The organism is Streptomyces sp. TLI_185, from assembly GCF_003814765.1.
Lineage (GTDB): Bacteria > Actinomycetota > Actinomycetes > Streptomycetales > Streptomycetaceae > Streptomyces.
In genome coordinates, this window is the sequence record NZ_RKRB01000002.1 from 46968 (window position 1) to 66976 (window position 20009).

Sequence of the window (20009 nt, forward strand, 5' to 3'; positions counted from 1 at the left end):
CTGTCCTGTCTCACTCAATCGAGTCGTTTTCTCAACGAACCGAGTCGTTCGGGCTTCTGTCTCAGCGAACCTGGTCGCGCCTTTGAGCGTGCTGCGTGTCCAGCCCCTGAACTGCTGGTATGTGTCTGTCGCAAGGTGAGACATCAAGGCGCCCGCGAAGGGTGCAGCCGTCCAGGTAGCCCCAACTGCCAGAGCCGCCTCGATGGCAACCTGTGAGTCGGCAACGTCTCCAAGGTAGGTATGGCCCCGTACTTCTTCTGGCGATGACGCGGTGCCGCGCCGCACCGGTGATGGCGCGCCGGGCCCTACCGTTTCGGACTCGGTCCCACCACTCGGCTGTCGTTTGCCGTACCGCCGGACCGGTGGCTCTTTCTCGTCGCTCATGGGCCACCCCCTTCGTCTCGGCACAGCAGAGCTGCGGGGCATCGTCCATACGTGCTCACGTAGCCGATGCACTGGTAGTGGCTGCCTCAGCCGTCGATGAGCTCGGCCGCGGCCTCATACGCGAGTTGGGCGTCAGGGGTCGAGGCCGCCGGCCGCGCCGTCGTCCGCTCGATCTTCCTCAGTTCTCGGACCGCGGCTGCCACATAGGTCTGGAGGCTGACGACCCGGATCGGTGTGTTGCAATCGGGGAGGACCGTGGCAATCTCGTCGAGCCAGTCGGTAACCTCCCCACCGTCGTCCAGGCCCGCCCGGTGCTCGATCAGCCGCTGCGCGACCGGAGCGAGCAGCCTGTGACGGTGCGCCGCCTCTTGCTCGACCCGGCGCGCCTCGGCCTCGCGGAGCGCCGCGCGACGTTCCACGTCGAGTACGGCCTCTGGTGTGCGACGCACCGGGCTGTCAACGCCTCGCGAGTCATCGGTCAGCGCCGCAGCACGGAGACGGGTGGCCTTGTTGTACGCCGCGCTAACGGTCCTGACGGCGAGGGCTGGCACCAGTTGGGCCCACTCGGCATTCGCATGCCTGGCATCTTCGACTGCCTTCGCCTGATGGACGTCCGCCTGCTCCCGGAGGTACTCCCACAGCTTCACCCGCGCGATCGCGGCCTTGCGCCGCGCTTCCTCGCCCTTCAACGCCCCCGCGTTGGCCTCAAGATGCAGCAGAGCCCCGAACAGCTCCTCGTCAGCGGGCATCTGGCCGACGCTCTCGTCCTCGGCGTCCTCGTGGAGTTGACGCAACTCGCCGACGAGTGCGGCGGTGTCGAGATTTCCGATCCGGACGGGCGGCTTCAGCAGCGGTTTTGTGGGAGCAGCTGACTTGCGGGCGGTACGTGCCATGCCGTCGAGTCTGCTCGCCTGAGGTGTTTCACATTCTGTGAATCGGGCAATCCGGCCGCTGAAACGAGAGGGCCGACCAGCCGAAGCCCTCGCGCCGGTCGAGAAAGCCGTCGATATCGACCGCCGCTTGGCTGTCGCCGACCCCGGTGCCCACGCACGCAGTCTCGCCGCCTCGCTGTCCAACCTGGGGAAGCGGTTCTCCGAGCTGGGGCGGCGCGAGGAGGCGATGGCGGCCGAGCAGGAGGCGCTGGAGATCTACCGTCGCCTGGCCGCGGGCAACCCCGACGTCCGCGAATCCGACCTCGCCCTCGCCCTGGGCTGCTGGGCATGGGTCCGGTACGAGGCGCGGGTCGAACTGCATGAAGCGTTACGGGCCATCGAGGAGGCCCTTCGGCTCTATGACAAGCTCCTCCCTCTGGCCGCGGCACGGTACGTCCCGGATCGCGCCGAAGCGCTGCGTTTGCAAGCGAACCTCCTCGAAAGTTTGGGGCGCCATCCGGAAGCGGAGGACATCCCGGGTCAGCTCGCGGCGAACGAGGACGAGCCTGGCTCTCAGAAAAGAACGCCTCCACGAATTGGTCACTGACCACCTATGCACAAGCCGGAGGGTGGCGGAGGTACACCGCGTGCGTGTGCACGGCGTGGGGGAGCCGGTCGATGGCCTCGCTGGGGTCGTCACCGGGGTAACTGTGGAGGTGCCGCCAGTCGTGGACGCGGGCCATGTACGCGGCAGCGGCCTCGATGAGGTCCGCCCACCGTTGGTATCCGAGGACGACGAACTGTCCGGGTGCGGGCGGTCGTCGTTCGGGGCTCCGATGCCGGCAACGTACAGCCCGCTGTAGGCGATGAATCCGCTGTCGGCCTGCATCCTCGTTGCTGGGGGCCCAGATGCCTTCGGCAGGGACGGTCGTGCCGTCGTCGGCTTCGCTGGTCTCGATCTCGTACAGGGCCGTCGTCACCACGGGGCACTCACGTCTTCGAGGAGGGCCGCCAGGAGCTCGCAGGCGTCGTTCTCGTGCGGGTCGCTGTAGGAGGTGTGGTCACTGACATGGAACACCGTGTCCTTCGCGGTGACCGTGTACCCGGGCATGACGGTGGCCGCTCTGCCCTCCGGCAGGGTGTTGAGGCGTTCCGCGTCACGGGAGGCGAGCCAGGTCTGGGTAGCCCATGTGGAGCAAGATGCGGCCGGAGTTGTCCTTCCGGCGGGCTTCGACGTGGACGGCGTAGTGCGCGGGTTTCATGCCGACGTCGTCGGGGATGTCGAGGCCCGCCGCGGCGTGGGTGAGTGGTGTGAGGGCCGCGTGCCACACTCCGAGGATCTTGTCCGTCTCGCAGCGCAGCCAGCCCTTGCCGGTGTAGCCGAGTTGGTGGCCGTGGAGGTAGGCCGGGGCGTGCTGGGTGTCGGGGTGAACCAGGGAGACGGCGATCAGGTCGTGACCGTGGTCGTCGCCCGGGCGGGAGTGGGCCCGTTCGATGAGCGGTCCGACGCGTACGGCGATGTCCCGGTAGAGGCCGGGCGTCCAGGTCTCCATGTCGCGCAGTGCGGCGAGCAGGGCGCGGAACTGGTCGACGGCGGCCTGGTCCTCGGGGCTGAGAGCGCCGGGCGTGTGGCCGCGGCGGCGGAAGAGACGCTTCATCGGTGGGCGCCTGCTCGGGGTTGGTGTGGGCGGGACTTGCGGCGGGCGTTTTCAGCACGCGCCGGAGGTGCTCGACTTCGACCTGGCGGCCGCGGTCGCGGAGTGCTCGGGCCAGGAGTTCGGTGGGATCGCTTGCACTTTTTCCGGACTAAGAGATCGCCCATGGCTGCACCTGCAGCAGGACCGGGGAGGCTTCGAGGTTTCGCCCGCCGTTGCCGGCGACGGGCTGAAGCGTCTTCATTTGTGATCGCGCAGGAAGGCAGGGATCTCGTTGCGGGTCGGGGAGTTCGGCAGGGGTGTTGGCTTGCCCTGAAGGAACGCAGTGATGACGCCGACGGCCCGGTCGTTGTTTTCGTCGAGGCCGTTCCACATGTGGTGTCCGACTCCGGGCATGTACTGCGTGCGCTGGATGGCGGGGTCATGGGCAAGGATTGCGGTCGCCCATTGACGGACCTGGGAGGAGCACTCGGCGATCATCAGCATCGCGGGGGTCCGGGAGCGCCTCAGTTGCGGGGCGATGGAGGGTGAGTCCTTGACCGTCTGCTGGATGCGGAGGCTGGCGGCGGGGCTGAAGGAGAAGTTCTGTGGGGTGTCCTCGGCGGGGATGCGGTGCGCGTCGCGCGCGCAGTAGGCGGATGCGGTGTCGCTGCCGAGGTCTGCGGCGGTGAAGGCGTTGTCGCCTTCGGCCTGTCCGATCAGTCCGGTGTCGGGGGTGAGGAGTCCGAGTCGCATGAGGCCGAGTGCCACGGCGTACCGGGGGGCGTGCGTCGATCGCGGCCCGGTCATGGCCGGCGCGATGCCGCGTGCGGATTTTCGGCCCTTGTGCCCGGTGATGTGTGCGGTGGGGCCGTCCATGGGGCCGGGCTCGGCGATGATCGCCCGGTGCAGGCGGGCGGCGACGCGCGGGTCGGCCAGGGCTCGGGTGAGCACGGTCCCGCCTGAGGAGAATCCGAGGATGTCGACCTTGCCTTTGTTCAGGCGGTCGACGAGGGCGGCGAGGTCACGGACCGACCTGGAGATCGTGTACTGGCTCATGGGCAGCAGGTCGCTTCGTCCGCCACCGGCCTGTTCGTAGGCGTAGATGTCGTAGCCCTGGCGTGCCAGGAGTTGCAGGAACCGGTGGTCGAGCACCGAGATGCCGCGGACCGGTCCGCCGTTGAGGTACACGAGCGGGATGGGATGCCGGGCGCCGGGGTTTGCGGGCGGGTAGTGGTACACCGCGACCCGGCTGCCGGTGGACAGGCTCCAGTGCTGTGTGGTCACGAACGGCAGGGCGGCCGGGTATCGCCGGGCCGTCGGCACGGTCGGGATACAGACCGACGCCGTCAATGCCACCGCGACAACCACCGGCAGGAACGGCACGAGCCGTGCCGGCCAAGTGCGGCGCCGACCCAGCCACAGCGCGAGGACAGCTCCGACTCCAAGGGTCGTCAACCATGCGGCGAGCCCCGAGCTTGCCCCATCTGTGAGGGCGATCAGTGCGAGAAAGACAACGACCAGCATCGTGGCGGCGGCCAGAGCCAGCAGTAAGCGTCCGGTGAAGCGGACGAGACGTATGGCGAACGTAGGCACGGCGGACCCCCAGTTTCAGAACGCTGTTTCAAAACAACGTTATCAGAAGGGGTAGGCTGCTGGCCGTGGGTAGGCCGAGAACAAACGACGAGGCCGTCAAAGAGCGGCTTGTGGAGTGCGCGACCGAGATGCTCGCCACCCGTCCGCGGGAGTCGCTCACGGTCCGCGCCGTGGCCGCTGCCGCCGAGGCGTCGACGACGGCGGTGTACTCCCTGTTCGGCGGTAAGGACGGGCTCATCGGTGCGGTGCGCGACAGAGCCGTCACCGGCCTGTTCCAGGACGTGTCGGCGGTGCAGACCTCCGCAGACCCGCTCGCCGACCTCTACGCGCTGGCCGTCGCCTACCGTCGCTGGGGGCAAGGACACAGCCACCTGTACACGGTGCTGTTCGGTGGTGTGCAGTCCTTCGACCCGTCGGGGAAGGTCGGTGCCAGTGACCCGATCCGTCCGCTTCTCGCAGCGATCGATCGTGCCGTGACAGCTTCCGTCCTCGTCGGCGAGGCAACGTCGATCGCCCTGTCGATCTGGGCCACCCTCCACGGGCTGGTGACTCTTGAACTGGCTGGGGCCTTCGACGCCGCGACGGCCGAGGCCGCATTCCGCTCGGCGATTCACGCCACGTTGCGCGGATGGACGACCCCGGCGGTGTTCCGCAGCCTTCGCCAAGCAGAACTCGCTCATTGACAGGATCAGGGCCGGTTATCGGGGCCCTCCCGGTCCCTGCCCGGGGGAGGGTGCGTGGTCGGTGAAGACCGGCATACCAAGGCCGACCAGCTGCGGCCGACCATCGGCCGGAGATCGCTTGAGGCTGTTGAGCTTGGCGATCGCAGCGCCGAAGCTGACCTGGAGTCCCTCGACCTCACCGAGCCAGCCACCACGCCCCGTAAGCCGCCCACCAGTCCAGGGTGTGCGTCACGCGCTCGTCCCAGGCTTGGAACCTCCCACGGGTTGCTGGCCTGCGGCGTGCAGTGAGTCAACGGGCCGCAGGCTGGTGGGCTGGGCGCGAGCGGAGTTGCGGTTCGCTTCTTCCGCGACGGCCCGGCATCCCTCTTCAACGGTCAAACCGAAGAATCTTGATTCTGGAGGCAGCGCTTTGGCTATCTCGTTCGTCACCGGCGCACGGTGGCAATCCCGACTTCACGAAAATCTTGCCAAGACCAGAAAACTCCGTACGCCGACACCTCGTAATGAAGAACGTCGTCCAGGACAGACCGTTGCCCGAATAGCCGCACCCCCGATCGCCTGCCGCCCTCCTTGTCGGAAAAGATGGCGGCCGCCGTGTCCGATGAACCCGGACATTTCGACTTCCTCCTGCGGGCGTTGTAGGTCACTCGCGCTGGTTTAAGGCGCGGGTCAGTTCGCGGTTGGCCGCTCGGGCAGCCTCCAGTTCGTCGTCGCGTTCATCGAGCTGACCTTGGATGTCGGCGAGGTTCTGTTCCAGCATGGTGATGCGTTGCTGAAGTTGGTCGGTGTCGGCCGGTGCCCCCAAGGCTGCGCTGTGGCACGCCCACCGGCTTCGGCTTCAACAAGATCCACGCGAAGCACTGGACGCCCACCGTCGACGAGGACATCACCGCCACCCTCACCACCCCCACCAGCGAATACGACCAAGACCCGAACACGCGCGTGTTCCTGCTGAACGCCCTGCCGCCGTGCTCGGGTTACCGGTACCGCGTCGTCGTGTCATACCTCGGCTACGGCTCGACGGGCATCAAGGGCATCATCACCGCCTACCAGGAAAGAATCCCGGCCAGCGCCATGTCCCCACGCTGCGGCTGACCGGACGCGGGGACGGGGCGCACACGGCCCGTCCCCGCACTAGCCTCCTGATATGACCGCCGTGTTCTTCTCTCCCGCCCGCGCCGCACGGATGACCGCTGACGTGCTGCGCGGGCGCTCCATCGACTGCCCGCAGTCCGGCACCATCCAGGTCGTGGACGTCACCGCAGACGGGGCCGGCTGGCCCATCCGTATCCGGTTCACCACCCGTGCCGACCGCCGGCCCGTTCAGCGCATCTGGGAGACCACCTTCGAGCCGGCCGACGTCACCGACGAAGACGAGCCCGTCACCGATGAGTTCGGCGACGACCACGCACAGGAACTGGCTGCGAACGCCCTCACTCGGCTCCTGGAGTATCTCGCCACCGGTCCCGGAGGCGGCATCCAAGAAATCGACGCCTCGCCAGCCTGAACGTGGGCCTTGGCGTCGATCAGCTTGTCGAGCGCTTGGGGGTAGGGGTCGACGAGGTCGGTTCGGCAAGCAAGGCGGCCATCGCGGAGCCTGAGGGGCGCGAGCCTGTCCGTAAACCGCGAGAGCCGATCGTCAGCAGCGTCACCGTCATGAGCGAACAACCTCGGATAGTGGCCACCCGGCAGGCTCGAAGCCGGTAAGTTGCCGCCCGTCAGTGACGCCCCACCTCAGCGACGACGGACCGGTACTCCATCGGCAGCTCGATGCCGTGGGATTCCTCGAAAGCCCGAATCTCCGCCTCCGCCAGCCGAGGTGCCAGCTCGTACCGGTGCGTGTCCGCCCCGAAGCGCTCCCGCTCCGGGTCCCGTGCTGCCATCTCCCGTATCCGTGCGCGCACGGCGCCCTCGTCCCAGCTCTCCATCCAGCGACCGTAACAATGACATCCGGTGGCACACGATCAAGGTTCGCTGGCCGGGACACCGGGGATGGCCCGTTTGTGCCGCGTGCACTACCTGAGCGTCCCGAGGCCCGTTCCCAGCTAAAGCACGCCCTCGGCGGCGGGGACGGCGAGGACCAGGAGGCGGCGTAGTCGTGGCGGACTCCCGCCCGCGACGGGTGCGGGGAGTCGGCCACGGTCCGGTCCCGCTCCGAGTCCCGCCCCGTTCAGTTCGAGGTAGCGACGACTCCCCGATTGGGGAGTCGAGCCCATAGGCCAGAAACCTCAAGGCAGGCGCCCTCACGTTCGGCAATCCGCCGGCGGTCGATCCAGCCGGCGGGACGATGGTGCGCGCGGCGGGGTTGGCTGCGATCGATCGCAGAAGGGCTACTCCGTTGAACCGCCTTTCTGATCCGAGGAGCTTGACCAGGAGGGGGGCAGGCACGCTCACTCCGTAGAGCACGCTCGCTAACCATGGCTACTTCAGGGCTGTGATGATCACGGCGAGCGTGGAGATGCCGATCGTGAAGGTGGCGCCGAAGGCGATGAATCCCCGATTGACCGCCGCGGCAGTGAGGGCGCCTTCCCACTTGGCGATCCCGAATCCGATGGCGCCCGCCACGACGGAGAGCACACCGAGCACGACGAACGCGAGCATCAGAAACATCACGTCGTGGACGTTCATGCGGCACCTCGCAGCTGAGTGCAGGCGGTCTTGATCTGCGCTCGCTGAGCGGTCCAGAGCTGCCGCGCGCGGGCAGCCAGATGGTGGAGCATGCGGAAATGGGTCCGCTGAGGGCTGAGAGCCCCTGCAGGGAGCATCCAGTTCGCCCTTTGCATCGATGGCTGCCAAGGCCCCGCGGTACTGCCGTTGACACCGCGCCGCGGGTCGCCTCGCAACACCAACTCCTGTACCCACAAGGTGAGTCCTGCCGGCATCGTGCCTCCCTCCCAGCGGGGCGGGACGAAGGCGACAGCCGCGGCGACGGTGGAGGACAGGATGGCGATCGCCAGCACGAGATGCTGGAAGGCAGGGGAAGTGTCGTTCATGAGTGCACCGCCTGGATCGTGTCGTGCCGTAGGGGATTACGACGATCCCTGGGCAGAACCTCCTGGTGGGCCGGTTGGATGGTTCTCCGGTGACAACTGGGGTTGTCCAGCGAACAATCGAGCGGGAGGGTGCGTGGCCGACAGGGGGAAGCGACCGGGGCGGCCGTGGGGAGCGCCGCGGGGGTCGTGCGCTGAGATCAACCAGTTGGTCGCTCTGGTTCGGTCCTGGCTTGACGAGACATCGGTGTCGGTGGGGCAGCTTCATCGGCAGCTCACACCGGACCACTTCGTCGCCAAGGTTGTGCCCGAGCTGCGCCGGCTTCGTGACCTGCTGGCCGGCGAGGCACTGGAGTGGGACCTGGTCGAGGCCGTGGCCGACGTCTGTTTCCCGCACGAACCAGCCGATCGCACGGGGCAGCGCCTTCAGACGGCACGAGAGTTATGGGACCAGGCACAAGTCAGCCCGAGACCGATCGAGGAGACGCAGGAGCTGGCACTCGCCCGAGAGCTGCTGGCGGCCAAGGACCGCACCATCGAGGTCTACCAGGAGATGCAGCGCGTCCGGCAGGCCTACGAGGCCAGCGAGCGCGGCTGGCACCAGGCACTCCAGATCGTCACGCTGCTGTTCGCCATGCTCGGACAGGCCCAGGCGAAGGTTGCGGAACTGAAGCGCCGGGTCGATGCCCTGCAGTTGCTGCCGGCCAAGGACCTGGGGGAGCACAAGGCGCTGGAGCTACGCCTGTCCCGTGCACAGTGGCAGCAGACCGAACTGCGCGAGCAGCTGTCCCGAGCAGAGCAGGAGCGGGACACCGCGCAGCAGGTCGCCGACCATGCCTCACGCCGCATGCAGGCCCTGGAGACAGAGCTTGCCGAACTGCGTGTCCGGATGGGGCACGACCACGCCGCGCAGCCTCAGGATCTGACCCCGCAGACGCCTCTGCCCGATCTGGACGCGATCAGGCCCGACGACGCAGCTCTCGACGACGTGGACCGCGCGTTGGAGAAGGTGCGTGCTGTCCTCGACGAGGAGCACGAAGCCGTTCAGCAGGCCGCCGACGAGGTGGGCTACCGGACGCCTCCGCCCCGGCATTCCGACGCTGACGGCACCATGGTGAGCATCGTGCCCGGGCAGGTGCAGCGCGCGCGGGCCGCAGACCTCCCTTCAGCCGGAGAGGACCGTGAGGTCCTCGGAGTTGTCCGGGACAACCGGGATAACCCGTCAGCCAGCTCCAAGACATCCCGTCGTTCCGGCCTGAAGTGGCTCCGCCGGGCGCTCAGACCATACGAGCGCGATGGCGTCGCTGAACCACGCCAGGGGCAGGACCGGCTCGGGCCGAAGTCGGATAAGCAATCGGTCGGGGCCGACTCGGGCCGGATCGGTGAGGCCAGTTCACAGCGAGACAGCCACGACGCGCAACGCGACCCGGGCCGACAGCTGGAGGCCAGTGAACGCCGCCATCGCGAGACAGCGGTCATCCTCCAGCGCTCCCTCCTCCCGCAGGAGCTGGAAGAACCGGATGACTTGCGCATCGCGGCCACTTACCAGCCCGCTGGCTCGGAGGCGGCGGTCGGCGGCGACTGGTACGACGTCATCACCCTCGGCGGCGGCCGCACGGCCCTGGTCATCGGTGACGTGATGGGCCGGGGCGTACGGGCGGCGGCCGTCATGGGTCAACTCCGCACGGCGGTCCGTGCGTACGCCCGTCTGGACCTCCCCCCGCATGAGATCCTTCAGCTCCTGGACGGCCTCACGACGGAGCTGGACGCCAACCAGATCGCCACGTGCGTGTACGCCGTCCACGACCCGAACGAGGGCCGCCTGGTGTACGCCTCCGCCGGTCACCTGCCGATCCTCGTCCGTGACGAGGGCGGAAGCGTCGTGCGTGCTGACGAGCCAACTGGACCGCCGCTCGGCGTGGGCGGCTGGGTGTACGCCTCGGGAGCGATCCCGCTGGGCCCCGGCTTCACGGCGGTGCTCTACACAGACGGCCTCGTCGAACGCCGTGACCAGGACATCGACGACGGCATTGCCGCCCTGGAACAGGCCTTGTCCGTAGCGAGTGGCCCCTCGCAGGCCGTCTGCGATTGGCTACTCAGAGGCCTCGGTGTCACTGCCGACCACGACGACGACGTGGCAGTCCTGGTGCTCCAGCAACCGGACCGCACCGGCCCAGACGGCGAACTGTTCCGCAACGCGGCCCTCGAGCTGCTGGGTGGGGTGGAAGTGGCCCCACGCGCACGTGCGTTCGCCTCCGGCGTCCTGACGAGCTGGCGCTTTTCGCCGGAACTTCACGACCGGGGCGTCCTCGCCGCCAGCGAACTGGTCGCCAACGCCCTTCAGCACGGTGCGCCACCCATGCGGCTGCGCCTCCGTCGCACGGATCGCCGCTTGATCGTCGAAGTGATCGATGGCAATGACCACCTCCCACGTCGACGCCGTGCGGAACCGCAGGATGAGTCGGGCCGGGGCATCTCTGTCATCGCGACGATCGCGTCGAACTGGGGGTCACGGCGGACGCCGGGCGGCGGCAAGGCGGTCTGGTGTGAGTTCACTCTTGATGGATGACATCCGTCCCAGCGTTTCTGCTCAATCAGATCGTCGACGCATAACAACGCCCGGGCGCGGGGCGGCTCTTCGCCTGCGCCACGCAGGTCGGGTGTGGGAACCGTGGGTGGTGGCCGGGCCCGTCGCTTTCCCCCGTGGTGACGGGCCCGGCCCCATATCAGCGCGCGAGAGTGACCTCAATCGTCGTGTTCGGGCATGGGCGCAGAATCTTGGCGAGCTCGGTCCGCTCGACGGGGTCGATCGCCAGACCACAGCGGGTTTTGACGGTCACCCAGTCCGTGGCGTACGTGCAGCGGTAGCCGACGGCCGGCGGCTGCCAGGTGGCCGGGTCCTGGTCGGCCTTTGAGCGGTTGCTGGCGGCGGAGACCGCGATCAGGGCGCGGGCGTCCCCGAGGTCGTTGGCATAGGACTCGCGTTCCTTCGCAGTCCAAGCGGAGGCGCCGGAGCCCCATGCCTCGGCGAGCGGGACCAGGTGTTATCCGCACCTGGAAAGCGGTGCCGCTGACGTCGGTGACGAACCCTGTGTGGGCCTCCGCGCCCCTGTCGGCGTTGCGTTGTCCGGTATCCGGCCTTGACTCGCTGACTGTATGCGTCACTGGCACCCGGCAGCACAGTTGGCACCATTTGAGTGAATGAAGTCGCTGGCCTGGAATGCCGAACAGGAAAGCCCCGGCTGGACGGGGGAGGCCAGCCGGGGCCGTGGGGTGGTGACGTGCGGAGGGCGGTCACCTCTCGGCGGGATGCTCCATGGGGCTTCAGCCAAACGATCGTCCCCATGGGCTATAGGTGAGGCCCGGGGACACTGTCCCCTCCGCTAGCCACGTAGGCATCAACTCCCCACCCTCCCAACGTGTTCCCGGCCCACCGCCTTCACCGCGGTGAGGTGCAGCACACCCGGGAAGGGAGAATCCGCGGCTACTTGCCCTTGCCCACCGTAGGCTTAATTGATCTGGTTCCGAGTTGGGCCCCTGACGTGCGGCGACCAGTTCAGTTGAGATATGGGGGTGCTGGGAATCTCAGCTGATGTGGTCCCGGCCGGCGGATGCCGGATGCTGTCTCCGTTGATCTGGTCCGGCTCCACGGTTTCGAATAACCGCGTTCCGCCCCTGTACTGCGAGTTCGGCGACCTCGTCGACGAACAGCACGATCAGCGTGGGGCGTTGGTGCTCGGGCAGGCCCAGATGTCGGAGGTGATCTCCTCGTCGGGGGTGTCCGGCGCGATGCTTTGTCGGGTCTTGATCAGGTCGTAACGCCAAGCAGGAGTTGACTACTCACCTGCCGGGATCTAGCCGGTGGGCGAGGTCGTGGGCGGTAGCGCTGGTGAGGTCTCCGACGTAGGCCCCGACGATTTCGAAACGGCCGCCGGTGATCGAGGAGGTCACGGAGGGCCTGCCCCAGAGCTTGCCGTCGATGACGATGGCGAATTCGTTGTGCGGGACCGGGGTCCCCGCGATGGAGCCGGTGAGGGCGGCGAAGCGGGTCCGGTCGGCGGGGCTGAGGGTCACCTCGACCTGCCAGGTACCGTCGATGGTGCCTTTCTCGGCCTTCGCGGAGGTGACACGAACGTCGGTCATGCCCCTGGCCCGGTCGGCGCGGACGCAGAGCGCCGGGTGGGTCGCGGTGGCGTGCACGGTGTAGCCGCCGCTGCCATGGGTGCAGGCCTGCTCCGTGGACGAGGTGACCGGCAGGAGGGAGACCGGGGCCGGCTTCCCGGTGTCGCCCTCTACCGCGGGCTGAACCACGTGCGCGCGGGGGGTCGCGCCGTCAGCGACGGCCACCCAGGCAGTGGCGACCACGGCGACGGCGGCGACGCCGACCCCGGTGCGGGCCAGCCGCTGCCGCCGCCGGGCGACCCGCAACGCGCCGTCGGCCAGGCCGACCAGATGGGCGCCGGCGGCGTCACCGCCGCTCTCCCGGACATGCGCGTGCAGGGCGTCGTGCAGCAGCGTTTCGTGCAGCGGGTGTTCGGTCGAGCCGTTCATGCGATGACGCCCCTTCCGGAGGCAGTGGAAGAGGAGGCCGACGGCCTTGCCTCGGCCAGGGTGGTGCGGAGAGAGGCGAGGGCCTTGTGGGTCTGGCTGCGGACCGTCCCCTGAGCAACGCCCAGAATCGCGGCGATCTCATTGTCCGGCCGGTCCTCGAAGTAACGCAGCACGATCACCGCACGCTGGCGCTTGGGCAGCCGCCGCAGCGCGGCCATGATGTCCTGCCGCTGGACCACGGTCTCGGCCCAGTCGGCGACCTGCCCGGACGGCTGGTCCGGCAGGGTGTCCGTGACCGTCTCCCGCCCCCAGCTGAGGAGTCGGAAGCGATCCACCTGGGCGTGGTAGAGCGCCCGGCGCACATAGATCTCCGGCTGCTCCCGGTCGCGCAGCTTCGACCAACGCCGAGCGGTGGAGGCAAGCGCGGTCTGGAGCAGGTCCCGGCCCTGCTCCCAATCCCCGGTCAGCAGGTATGCCGTGTGCAGCAGCGATCTCGACCGCGCCGCCACGAACTCGCGGAACTGGCGTTCCTCGTCGGCGTTCAATGCGCCCTCCCTCGTTCCCCTTTAAAGACGGGCACGGAAGGAGGTTCGACTGCCCTGCCTGTCGGACTTTCTCGACCACGACGCCGCCAACCTCATCGTGGGTAGCGTCGGAGGGGCATGCGGCGACCCAGCACCCGCCCGTGCGACTGCAGAGCGCGTCACGCGCAAGGTGAGTCATGCAACCAGGTGTTGGGGGAGAACAGCAGCCCGGCTTCTCAGGCTGACGAGAACGCGTCGGCCGTTGGGTGTCGTACCGCGGCGAAGTACAGCAACAGCCACAACCGCGAGGGCTGCGCCCAAGTCAGCACCCAGACCGGCTGCAATGGATCGCAGCTACCCAAGCTGAGAGTCGGCATCTACCCTCCGCTCATGGTCGACATCGAGCTTCCGCGGAGCTTGGTCGCAGTGCAACTCAGCGTGTACGCAGCTCGGCTGAGGCTGGTTGAGCACGTCCGTGGGAACGGGCCGGTACGTGGCTGGAGCCCTGGCACCGACGCTCAAGGAGCGGATCTGCAACACGCCTGCGAGGTGAGTGAGGCCAAGCTTCGGAAGGCAATCGATGACAGCGGCCTAGAGCGGGAGCATGGCTGGCGCGCTCTTCGTCGGGCACTCATGGCGGCAGCTTCACGGCAGATGCCAAGCCAGCCCGGAGCTACGCCGAACCCCACGTGAGTGTCTAACTGCGTGACAACGACAGTGGACAGCGGCAGGCGAGCACGGACGTCTACGGACCGTCAGTACAGGTGAGCGGCACACCCGTCCAAGGCAGAGCCCCCACCCAAGTTGCTTCGAGACGAAGAGGTCCGTGTGTGACTACCGCTGCAGGGGCAACTGGAGCGGGTCCTGAATGATGCGGCCGTCTCCGCGCAGGAACTCATGGGCGCCGCGGAGCCTGGTCCGCAACCGCTCCTGCGTTGCGCGGCTGTCGAGGCGCACGTCGAGGGCCCCGGGCAGGTTGGTGTCGGCTCGCCGCCCGGCGGGCAGCTGCGCACCGTCAAGTCCTTGGTGCCGTGCGATGAGCACACCGAGGTCGTGACGGCTCAGGGCATCGGGCCCGGCAAGGTGGAACACCCCGGCCGCGTCGGACAGCGCGATCTCCCACAAGGCGGCGGCCAGGTCTTCGACGTGCACCGGGCAACGGATGTCGTCGGTGAACAGGACCCCATCTCGGGTGCCGGCCACCAGGGAATGCACCGTGCGCTCGTGCCCGGACTGGCCGTGTCCGAGGATCAGCGACGTGCGGGCGACGACGGCTCCCGGCACCAGCAGCCGCACAGCCGTCTCGGCGGCGGCCTTTGCGGCGCCGTAGGGGGTGACCGGATCGGGCGGGCTGCTCTCGTCGTAGCGCACGTGCGCGCCGGAGAACACCGCATCGCTGGAGACATGGGCCAGGCGGCAGCCCTGCTCGGCGGCAGCCAGCGCCACGCGGATCGCGCCGTCGGCGGTGACCGCCCAGTCAGACTGCCCGCTGGACGCGTTGACGACGACCGAGGGGGCAACATCAGCGATCAACGTGGCGACAGCCGCAGGGTCCCGGACGTCGAGCGGATGCCAGGCGACACCCGAGGCCCTGCCCGCTCGGGAGGCGAACGTCGCGGCCGTTTCGTGCCCCGCCGCGATGGCCTGGCGGACCAGTTCAGTTCCCAGAAAGCCACTGCCACCGATAATCAGGACCGTCATGGGCTGCCACGGTAACGGAGGGGGATCGGTGGTGGGTCGGGTCCCGGCATCGCTACCCCGGCCGACGCAGTGCGACAGCCGTGTCATTCGCGTGCCAGATCGTGCGGGGAACCACGGGGAACAGCGGGGACTGGCAGCGGGCGCTCCCAGAGTTCCAACGCCGCTCCGCCGCAGGTCAGTGCGATAATCGCCCTCGGAAAACCCAAGCTTTCCAAGCTGAGAGTCCAGCCGTTCAGTACGGCCGCTGAATCTCGTGCCCTTCCAACGCGGTGGAGTACCGCATCAGCAAGGCATCGAGGCTCGCCAGCAGGAGGCCGGCGGACTCCCCGGCCTCGGCCAGGTCGCCGCGCTCGCAGGCCTGGACCACCTCGTCCATGTCGCTGCGGAGGATGTGAAGAGAGTCGCCCTGGATCAGCACGCCGGGGAACCGGCGACCGGGCAGGCGAACCACAGCATCGTTTCCGCCATCGGTGAACAGCTCCGCCTCAATGCGTTCCATCGGGCTATCCAACCTGACATCACCAGCTGACATCAACGACGGCGGACACAAGCAACCTTGGGCAGTCCAGGGCTGTATATCGATACCTAGGGAAGGGCCCCAGGACGGCCGTCTGATCGAACTCCTAAAGCGGTGCTCACCCTCTGCTTGGCTCAAGGCGAAGGCGTGAAGCCGGCGGACCAATCGAGGTGGAACGGAGAGCCCGGGACGGTTGCGGTCCAACCTTGGCGAAGGGCCAGCTCGATGGCGCGGGCAACATCGGACTGTAGTACAGGCTTGGCCTCACGTCCGAACCAGTTGCTCGGATGCGGCCGGTCGGTGGTGACCAGCTCGTCATCGGACGGCAGCAATGGTTCCAGCTTCGGGCCCCGACGAGGAACAGACGCACCAGCAGCAGAAGTCAGACGACTACTGACGATCAACTACTGGGCGCAGGACGCTAGCCGGGCAACTGCTGTTCGCCCAGCAGCCGCAGGCCGCGGGTGAGCGAGGTCCGCTGCGCCTCGCTCAGGCCCGCGGTCAGCTCCGCATCCACGTCTTCGGCGGCACGGACGCAGCGCGCCAGCAGCCGCCGGCCCTCGGCGGTGAGACTGAGCGCTTGGCGCCGCCGGTCCTCCGGGTCGCGCACCCGCTCGACAGCGCCCAACTCCTGCAACTGGTCCGCGAGTGCCACGATCAGGCTCGGCGCGACCCCGAGCCGCGAGGCCAGCTCCAGCTGAGACGCCGCCGCCCCCGCGTCCAGCGCGGCGAGCAGGCCCGCGTGCTTGGGCTTGAGCCCCAGCGCTTCGACCCGTGCCGCGAATCGTTCCGAGGCCACGGCCCCAAGGGTGCCCAGGTTGAAGACGACGGTGGCGCGGAGGGCCGCTGCTCCCTTGACATCATTCACGAAGAGAATGATACCGTATAAATATCGTTCATAGCTCGAATGATTCAGGGGGAGATCTGATGAATGCTGTACTGGCGGCCAACGCGGTGGCCGCCCTCGTCAGCGCGGGTTCCAGCGTCGCCGGGGTGCTGCGCCCCGGCCTGGCCCTGCCGACGGGTGAACCGGTGACCGCCGGAACGGACCTGTACGTCCGCGCGTACGCGGCGCGGGCCGTACCGCTGGGCCTGGCAACCGCCTTGGTGCTGCTGGCGGACGACCGGGTGGCGACCTGGCCCATGCTGGTCGTGGCGGGACTGGCACAGGTGGGGGACTCGGCGATCGGCGTCCGGCAGAGGAACATGGGGATGGCCTTGGGAGCCGGCGCCTTCGCGGTGCTGCACCTCGCGTCCGCGTGGTGGCTGGCCCGATGAGCGCGATCGTCGACGTACTGGCTTTCGCGGCCGAGGTGGCCGTCTATGTGGCCGTGGGCCGGTGGGCCTGGAAGCGTCGTGGCCCCTGGGCCCTGCGGGTTGCCGCAGCGGTGGCCGCGGTGGCGCTGATGGCCCTCGTCTGGGGCACGTTCGCCGCGCCGACCGCTGCTCATCCCCTGCATGGCGCCGGCCGTGCGATTCTGGAGATCTGCTGGTTCGGCGCGGGCGTGCTCGCCGCAGCGCGCGGCCCCCGCAGGGCGCCCGGCTTGTGTCCTGCGCCCAGTAGTTGATCGTCAGTAGTCGTGTGACTTCTGCTGCTGGTGCGTCTGTTCCTCGTCACCCGCGATCAGGACCTGGCTGGCCAAGCACCCACGCTTTCACATGCACTTCACTCCGAACCCTGCCTCCATCACAGGGGCCGGGGCGGTCCTCGTTTACTGAGGCGGCCATGGCCCACCACGAGCCGGAGGTGCTGGGCGAGCACTTCCTGGTCGTCGGGCGCGGCAGGTTCCGGCCGCGCACCGAGCGCGATGGCCGGCTGCCGTTGAGGGCGCGGATCGAGGCCGCCCGCGCCAGTCGGGCATTTCCATAAAGTATGAATATAAAAATGTTATGCTTCGAGCATGAGTCGTCAAGACACTGCTCCTGGCGCGTCCGCCGCCATCGGGGCAGCCCTCTACGGCCTGGCCACCCGGGCCGCGAGACGCCTGCCCCGGGACATGAGCCTGACGTCCGCCGCCACCCTGGCCACCCTGGACCGGACCGGCCCGCGGCGCATCACCGATCTGGCCGCGGTCGAGGGCGTCACCCAGCCCGCGATGACCGCCCTGGTCCGGGTGATGGAGGAGTCCGGCCTGGTCGAGCGGCGGGGCGACGCGTCCGACAAGCGCGTCACGTTGGTGTGCCTGACCGAGGCCGGCGCCTCCTATGTCCGGACGCGGCGCCAGGCGGGCGTCCACGCGTTCGAGCGGTTGATCGGCGAGCTCACCGGCGACGAGGTCGAGGCGCTGGTGGCGGCCCTTCCGGCGCTGAAGCATCTGGCAGAGCTCGAAAGCCAGGACCGCGAAGGGCCGAAGCAGTGACCGGGCAGCCGGTCGGCGGGGTCGCGGTGAAGGCGTTCCCGGTGGCGCGTTCCGAGGCGCGGCTGCTGGTCCCCGCCCTGATGTTCATCGCTCTGGTCGTCGCGGCGGTCGCCAGCCTCGGGACGCCGCTCATCACCAGCGTGGCGACCTCGTTCCACGTCTCGCTCGGCAGCGCGCAGTGGACGCTGACCGTCGCGCTGCTCAGCGGCGCCGTCGCCACGCCGGTCCTGGGCCGGCTCGGAGCCGGCCCGCACCGGCGTGCCACGATCCTCGCCACGCTGGCGGTCGTCGTCGCCGGCAGCGCGCTCACCGTGCTGCCGCTGCCGTTCGCGTGGCTGCTGGCCGGCAGGGCGGCCCAGGGCGTCGGGCTCGGGCTGACGGCGCTGATGATGGGCGTGGCCCGGGACCACCTCCCCGAGGAGCGCAGCGCGGCCGTGATCGCCCTGATCTCGGTGGTCTCGATCATCGGGGCCGGCGTCGGCTACCCGCTGGCCGCACTGCTCGCCGAGCTCGGCGGGGTACGGGCCGCCTACGGCCTCGGCCTGGTCGTCACCGCCGCCGCCCTCCTGACCGCGTGGCGCTCCATGCCCGAAGCCCCCGAAGGCCGCTCCGCCCACGTGGACGTGGCAGGCGCGGTCGTCCTGACCGCTGCGCTGCTCCTGGTGCTGTTCCTCGCCGGCGAACGGAATCTGTGGAGCCGGCACCTCGCCGTGGCGGCGGGCCTCGCCGTCGTCGCGGTGGTGCTGCTCTGCGTCTGGGCTGTCATCGAGCTGCGCAGCACGACGCCCCTGGTCGATGTGCGGGCGGTGCGGCACCCGGCGGTCGCCGGGGCGAACCTCGCCATGTTCGTCGGCGGGATCGGCATGTACCTCCTGCTCACGCTCATCACCCGGTACGCGCAGACGCCGCATGGCGCCGGCTACGGCTTCGGGCTGACGACCTTCGTCGCCGGGCTGGTCCTCATCCCGTTCTCGGTGCTGGGGTTCGTCGCCGGCAAGCTCACGCCGCGGGTCCGGACGCGGATCGCCGACCCCCTGCTCCTGGCCGGCAGCGCCGTCGTGGTCGGCGGCGGGTTCGCCCTGTTCGCGGCGGCCCGGTCGAACCTGGCCGAACTGTTCGCGGCGATGGGCGTGCTCGGCTTCGGCGTCGGCGGCTTCTCGGCCGCGATGCCCGGCGTCATCCTGGCCGTCACCCCCAAGAGCGAGACGTCGAGCGCCATGAGCTTCAACTACGTCGTCCGCAGCGTCGGATACTCCCTGGGCAGCGCCATCGGCGGCCTGATCCTCGCCGCGGGCACCAGCCCCGGCCACCTCTTCCCCGACGACAGCGCCTACACCACCGCGGCGCTGGTCGGCATCGGCGCCATGGCGATCACGACGCTGACAAGCCTAGCTCTCGCCCGCCGACGCTCGTCCGAGACCAACCCGTAAGTCAGATGGGCTACTGGGTCCCGGACCTCCAGACAGTCAATGATCACCACGACTGCCGAAGGCTCCGCCCCCGTAGAGCCCCAGGTCAAAGCGCTCTCAGGCCCGCGAAGGGCTTGACGCCGGTTTTCGTTCCGATGTTCCTCGACCCCCGAGAGCCCCGTGGGTTCACGGAAACCGAGGTCTCTTCAGTGCGAACCCAAGAGTCCACCGATGTGCTTCAGGTCAGTGGATCCGTGGGTTCGGGTGTAACACGAGGATGCTGAGTGAGCCGAAGAGCTTCGGCCAGAACCTCGGCGTCGACCTGTGCCGGTGTCCTGTCGCCGTACTCGAGGATGTCGTACTCGTCGTCCAGGTTGGCGAGGCGTTCGGCCAAGGGCAGTTCGTGCCCGAAGCGCTGGTGGATCCGGAAAACCAGCTCGCGTGGCGTCAACTCGCCGGCCAGCATTCGGGCGGCAAGTGCTCGTGCGGCGGCTTCCTGTCCGGCAATGCTGCCCACCAGGTAGAAGGTGAGGCCCAGTTCGTCGAGTGCCGGGGGAAGGAGATCGGGGACGTCGTAATCCGCCTCCGCGCGCGTGCACGCGGCCAGCATCCGCAGGGCGGGACTGTCGAGGCCAGCGACGAGCGCATTACAGGCGCCGGTGACGACATGGGTAGCACTGATCTCGCCCATGCTCCAGAGGACGGCATGGTCCTGTAGGGCGAGCGCTGCTGCTTCGGTCGACATCACTCGTCCATGATTCCCCTCATGGTGCATCGCGGTCGAGCAG

At 68.5% G+C, this 20009-nt stretch carries 22 protein-coding genes and 2 pseudogenes; 10 read left to right on the forward strand and 14 right to left on the reverse strand.

The features are described 5' to 3' along the window. Positions 1-470: 470 nt before the first annotated feature. Positions 471-1277 (reverse strand): hypothetical protein, encoded by an 807-nt coding sequence (locus EDD92_RS48745; RefSeq protein WP_123970926.1) that lies wholly within the window; start codon positions 1275-1277, stop codon positions 471-473. A gap of 37 nt (positions 1278-1314) precedes the next feature. Between EDD92_RS48745 and EDD92_RS48750 the strand changes: the two genes are divergently transcribed. Further along, complete coding sequence (locus EDD92_RS48750) at positions 1315-1863, forward strand: tetratricopeptide repeat protein (RefSeq protein ID WP_123970927.1); 549 nt, start codon at positions 1315-1317, stop codon at positions 1861-1863. Positions 1864-2232: 369 nt separating this feature from the next. On the opposite strand, the gene EDD92_RS51965 is transcribed toward EDD92_RS48750, so the two are convergent. The 3 genes from EDD92_RS51965 to EDD92_RS48765 form a co-directional block, all read right to left on the reverse strand. Then, a complete protein-coding gene (locus EDD92_RS51965; protein WP_260327408.1) occupies positions 2233-2367 on the reverse strand; it encodes a hypothetical protein in 135 nt (44 codons plus the stop codon). 46 nt (positions 2368-2413) lie between these two features. Further along, positions 2414-2914 carry a hypothetical protein gene (locus tag EDD92_RS48760; protein WP_260327409.1) on the reverse strand — a complete coding sequence of 167 codons (501 nt, stop codon included), beginning with the start codon at positions 2912-2914 and terminating at the stop codon, positions 2414-2416. Positions 2915-3151: 237 nt separating this feature from the next. Next, entirely contained in the window at positions 3152-4177 is a 1026-nt protein-coding gene (locus EDD92_RS48765) for an alpha/beta hydrolase (RefSeq protein WP_260327410.1), read from the reverse strand. A 374-nt stretch (positions 4178-4551) separates the two neighbouring features. Here EDD92_RS48765 and EDD92_RS48770 point away from each other — a divergent pair, with 374 nt between their 5' ends. From EDD92_RS48770 to EDD92_RS48785, 3 genes are all read left to right on the forward strand, one after another. Continuing rightward, entirely contained in the window at positions 4552-5169 is a 618-nt protein-coding gene (locus EDD92_RS48770; RefSeq protein WP_123970928.1) for a TetR/AcrR family transcriptional regulator, read from the forward strand. A 795-nt stretch (positions 5170-5964) separates the two neighbouring features. Next, on the forward strand, positions 5965-6264 hold the full coding sequence (locus EDD92_RS48780) for a hypothetical protein (protein ID WP_123970929.1): 300 nt from the start codon (positions 5965-5967) through the stop codon (positions 6262-6264). Positions 6265-6316: 52 nt separating this feature from the next. Further along, positions 6317-6676: a hypothetical protein gene (locus tag EDD92_RS48785; RefSeq protein WP_123970930.1), complete on the forward strand. Its 360-nt coding sequence runs from the start codon at positions 6317-6319 to the stop codon at positions 6674-6676. A 211-nt stretch (positions 6677-6887) separates the two neighbouring features. Here EDD92_RS48785 and EDD92_RS48790 read toward each other — a convergent pair whose 3' ends face one another. Further along, positions 6888-7097 carry a hypothetical protein gene (locus tag EDD92_RS48790; RefSeq protein ID WP_123970931.1) on the reverse strand — a complete coding sequence of 70 codons (210 nt, stop codon included), beginning with the start codon at positions 7095-7097 and terminating at the stop codon, positions 6888-6890. Between the two features lie 493 nt (positions 7098-7590). Continuing rightward, positions 7591-7797 (reverse strand): hypothetical protein, encoded by a 207-nt coding sequence (locus EDD92_RS48795; RefSeq protein WP_123970932.1) that lies wholly within the window; start codon positions 7795-7797, stop codon positions 7591-7593. Positions 7798-9597: 1800 nt separating this feature from the next. Between EDD92_RS48795 and EDD92_RS48800 the strand changes: the two are divergent. Next, positions 9598-10728: pseudogene (locus EDD92_RS48800) on the forward strand (SpoIIE family protein phosphatase); the annotation flags it as partial. A 157-nt stretch (positions 10729-10885) separates the two neighbouring features. On the opposite strand, the gene EDD92_RS52680 reads toward EDD92_RS48800, so the two are convergent. From EDD92_RS52680 to EDD92_RS48840, 7 genes and pseudogenes are all read right to left on the reverse strand, one after another. Beyond that, positions 10886-11200: an HNH endonuclease family protein gene (locus tag EDD92_RS52680; protein WP_123971063.1), complete on the reverse strand. Its 315-nt coding sequence runs from the start codon at positions 11198-11200 to the stop codon at positions 10886-10888. Between the two features lie 643 nt (positions 11201-11843). Beyond that, positions 11844-11980, reverse strand: a pseudogene (locus EDD92_RS51970) (conjugal transfer protein TraS); the annotation flags it as partial. 19 nt (positions 11981-11999) lie between these two features. Beyond that, complete coding sequence (locus EDD92_RS48815; RefSeq protein WP_123970933.1) at positions 12000-12710, reverse strand: SecDF P1 head subdomain-containing protein; 711 nt, start codon at positions 12708-12710, stop codon at positions 12000-12002. Beyond that, positions 12707-13255 carry a SigE family RNA polymerase sigma factor gene (locus EDD92_RS48820; protein WP_123970934.1) on the reverse strand — a complete coding sequence of 183 codons (549 nt, stop codon included), beginning with the start codon at positions 13253-13255 and terminating at the stop codon, positions 12707-12709. The genes EDD92_RS48815 and EDD92_RS48820 overlap by 4 nt, the downstream gene beginning before the upstream one ends. A gap of 813 nt (positions 13256-14068) precedes the next feature. Continuing rightward, complete coding sequence (locus EDD92_RS48825) at positions 14069-14935, reverse strand: sugar nucleotide-binding protein (protein WP_123970935.1); 867 nt, start codon at positions 14933-14935, stop codon at positions 14069-14071. A 232-nt stretch (positions 14936-15167) separates the two neighbouring features. After that, a complete protein-coding gene (locus EDD92_RS48830; protein WP_123970936.1) occupies positions 15168-15434 on the reverse strand; it encodes a DUF6959 family protein in 267 nt (88 codons plus the stop codon). Between the two features lie 439 nt (positions 15435-15873). Beyond that, on the reverse strand, positions 15874-16320 hold the full coding sequence (locus EDD92_RS48840; RefSeq protein ID WP_123970937.1) for a MarR family winged helix-turn-helix transcriptional regulator: 447 nt from the start codon (positions 16318-16320) through the stop codon (positions 15874-15876). Between the two features lie 59 nt (positions 16321-16379). On the opposite strand from EDD92_RS48840, the gene EDD92_RS48845 reads away from it, so the two are divergent. From EDD92_RS48845 to EDD92_RS48860, 5 genes are all read left to right on the forward strand, one after another. Further along, complete coding sequence (locus EDD92_RS48845) at positions 16380-16730, forward strand: hypothetical protein (protein WP_123970938.1); 351 nt, start codon at positions 16380-16382, stop codon at positions 16728-16730. After that, entirely contained in the window at positions 16727-17020 is a 294-nt protein-coding gene (locus EDD92_RS48850; RefSeq protein ID WP_123970939.1) for a DUF2568 domain-containing protein, read from the forward strand. The genes EDD92_RS48845 and EDD92_RS48850 overlap by 4 nt, the downstream gene beginning before the upstream one ends. Before the next feature lie 158 nt (positions 17021-17178). Then, a complete protein-coding gene (locus EDD92_RS50385) occupies positions 17179-17322 on the forward strand; it encodes a hypothetical protein (RefSeq protein ID WP_185124524.1) in 144 nt (47 codons plus the stop codon). A 127-nt stretch (positions 17323-17449) separates the two neighbouring features. Then, a complete protein-coding gene (locus EDD92_RS48855; protein WP_014173936.1) occupies positions 17450-17812 on the forward strand; it encodes a MarR family winged helix-turn-helix transcriptional regulator in 363 nt (120 codons plus the stop codon). After that, on the forward strand, positions 17809-19242 hold the full coding sequence (locus EDD92_RS48860; RefSeq protein ID WP_123970940.1) for an MFS transporter: 1434 nt from the start codon (positions 17809-17811) through the stop codon (positions 19240-19242). The genes EDD92_RS48855 and EDD92_RS48860 overlap by 4 nt, the downstream gene beginning before the upstream one ends. A 217-nt stretch (positions 19243-19459) precedes the next feature. Here EDD92_RS48860 and EDD92_RS48865 read toward each other — a convergent pair whose 3' ends face one another. After that, positions 19460-19966, reverse strand: a complete 507-nt coding sequence (locus EDD92_RS48865; RefSeq protein WP_260327411.1) for a hypothetical protein — start codon at positions 19964-19966, stop codon at positions 19460-19462. Positions 19967-20009: the final 43 nt, after the last annotated feature.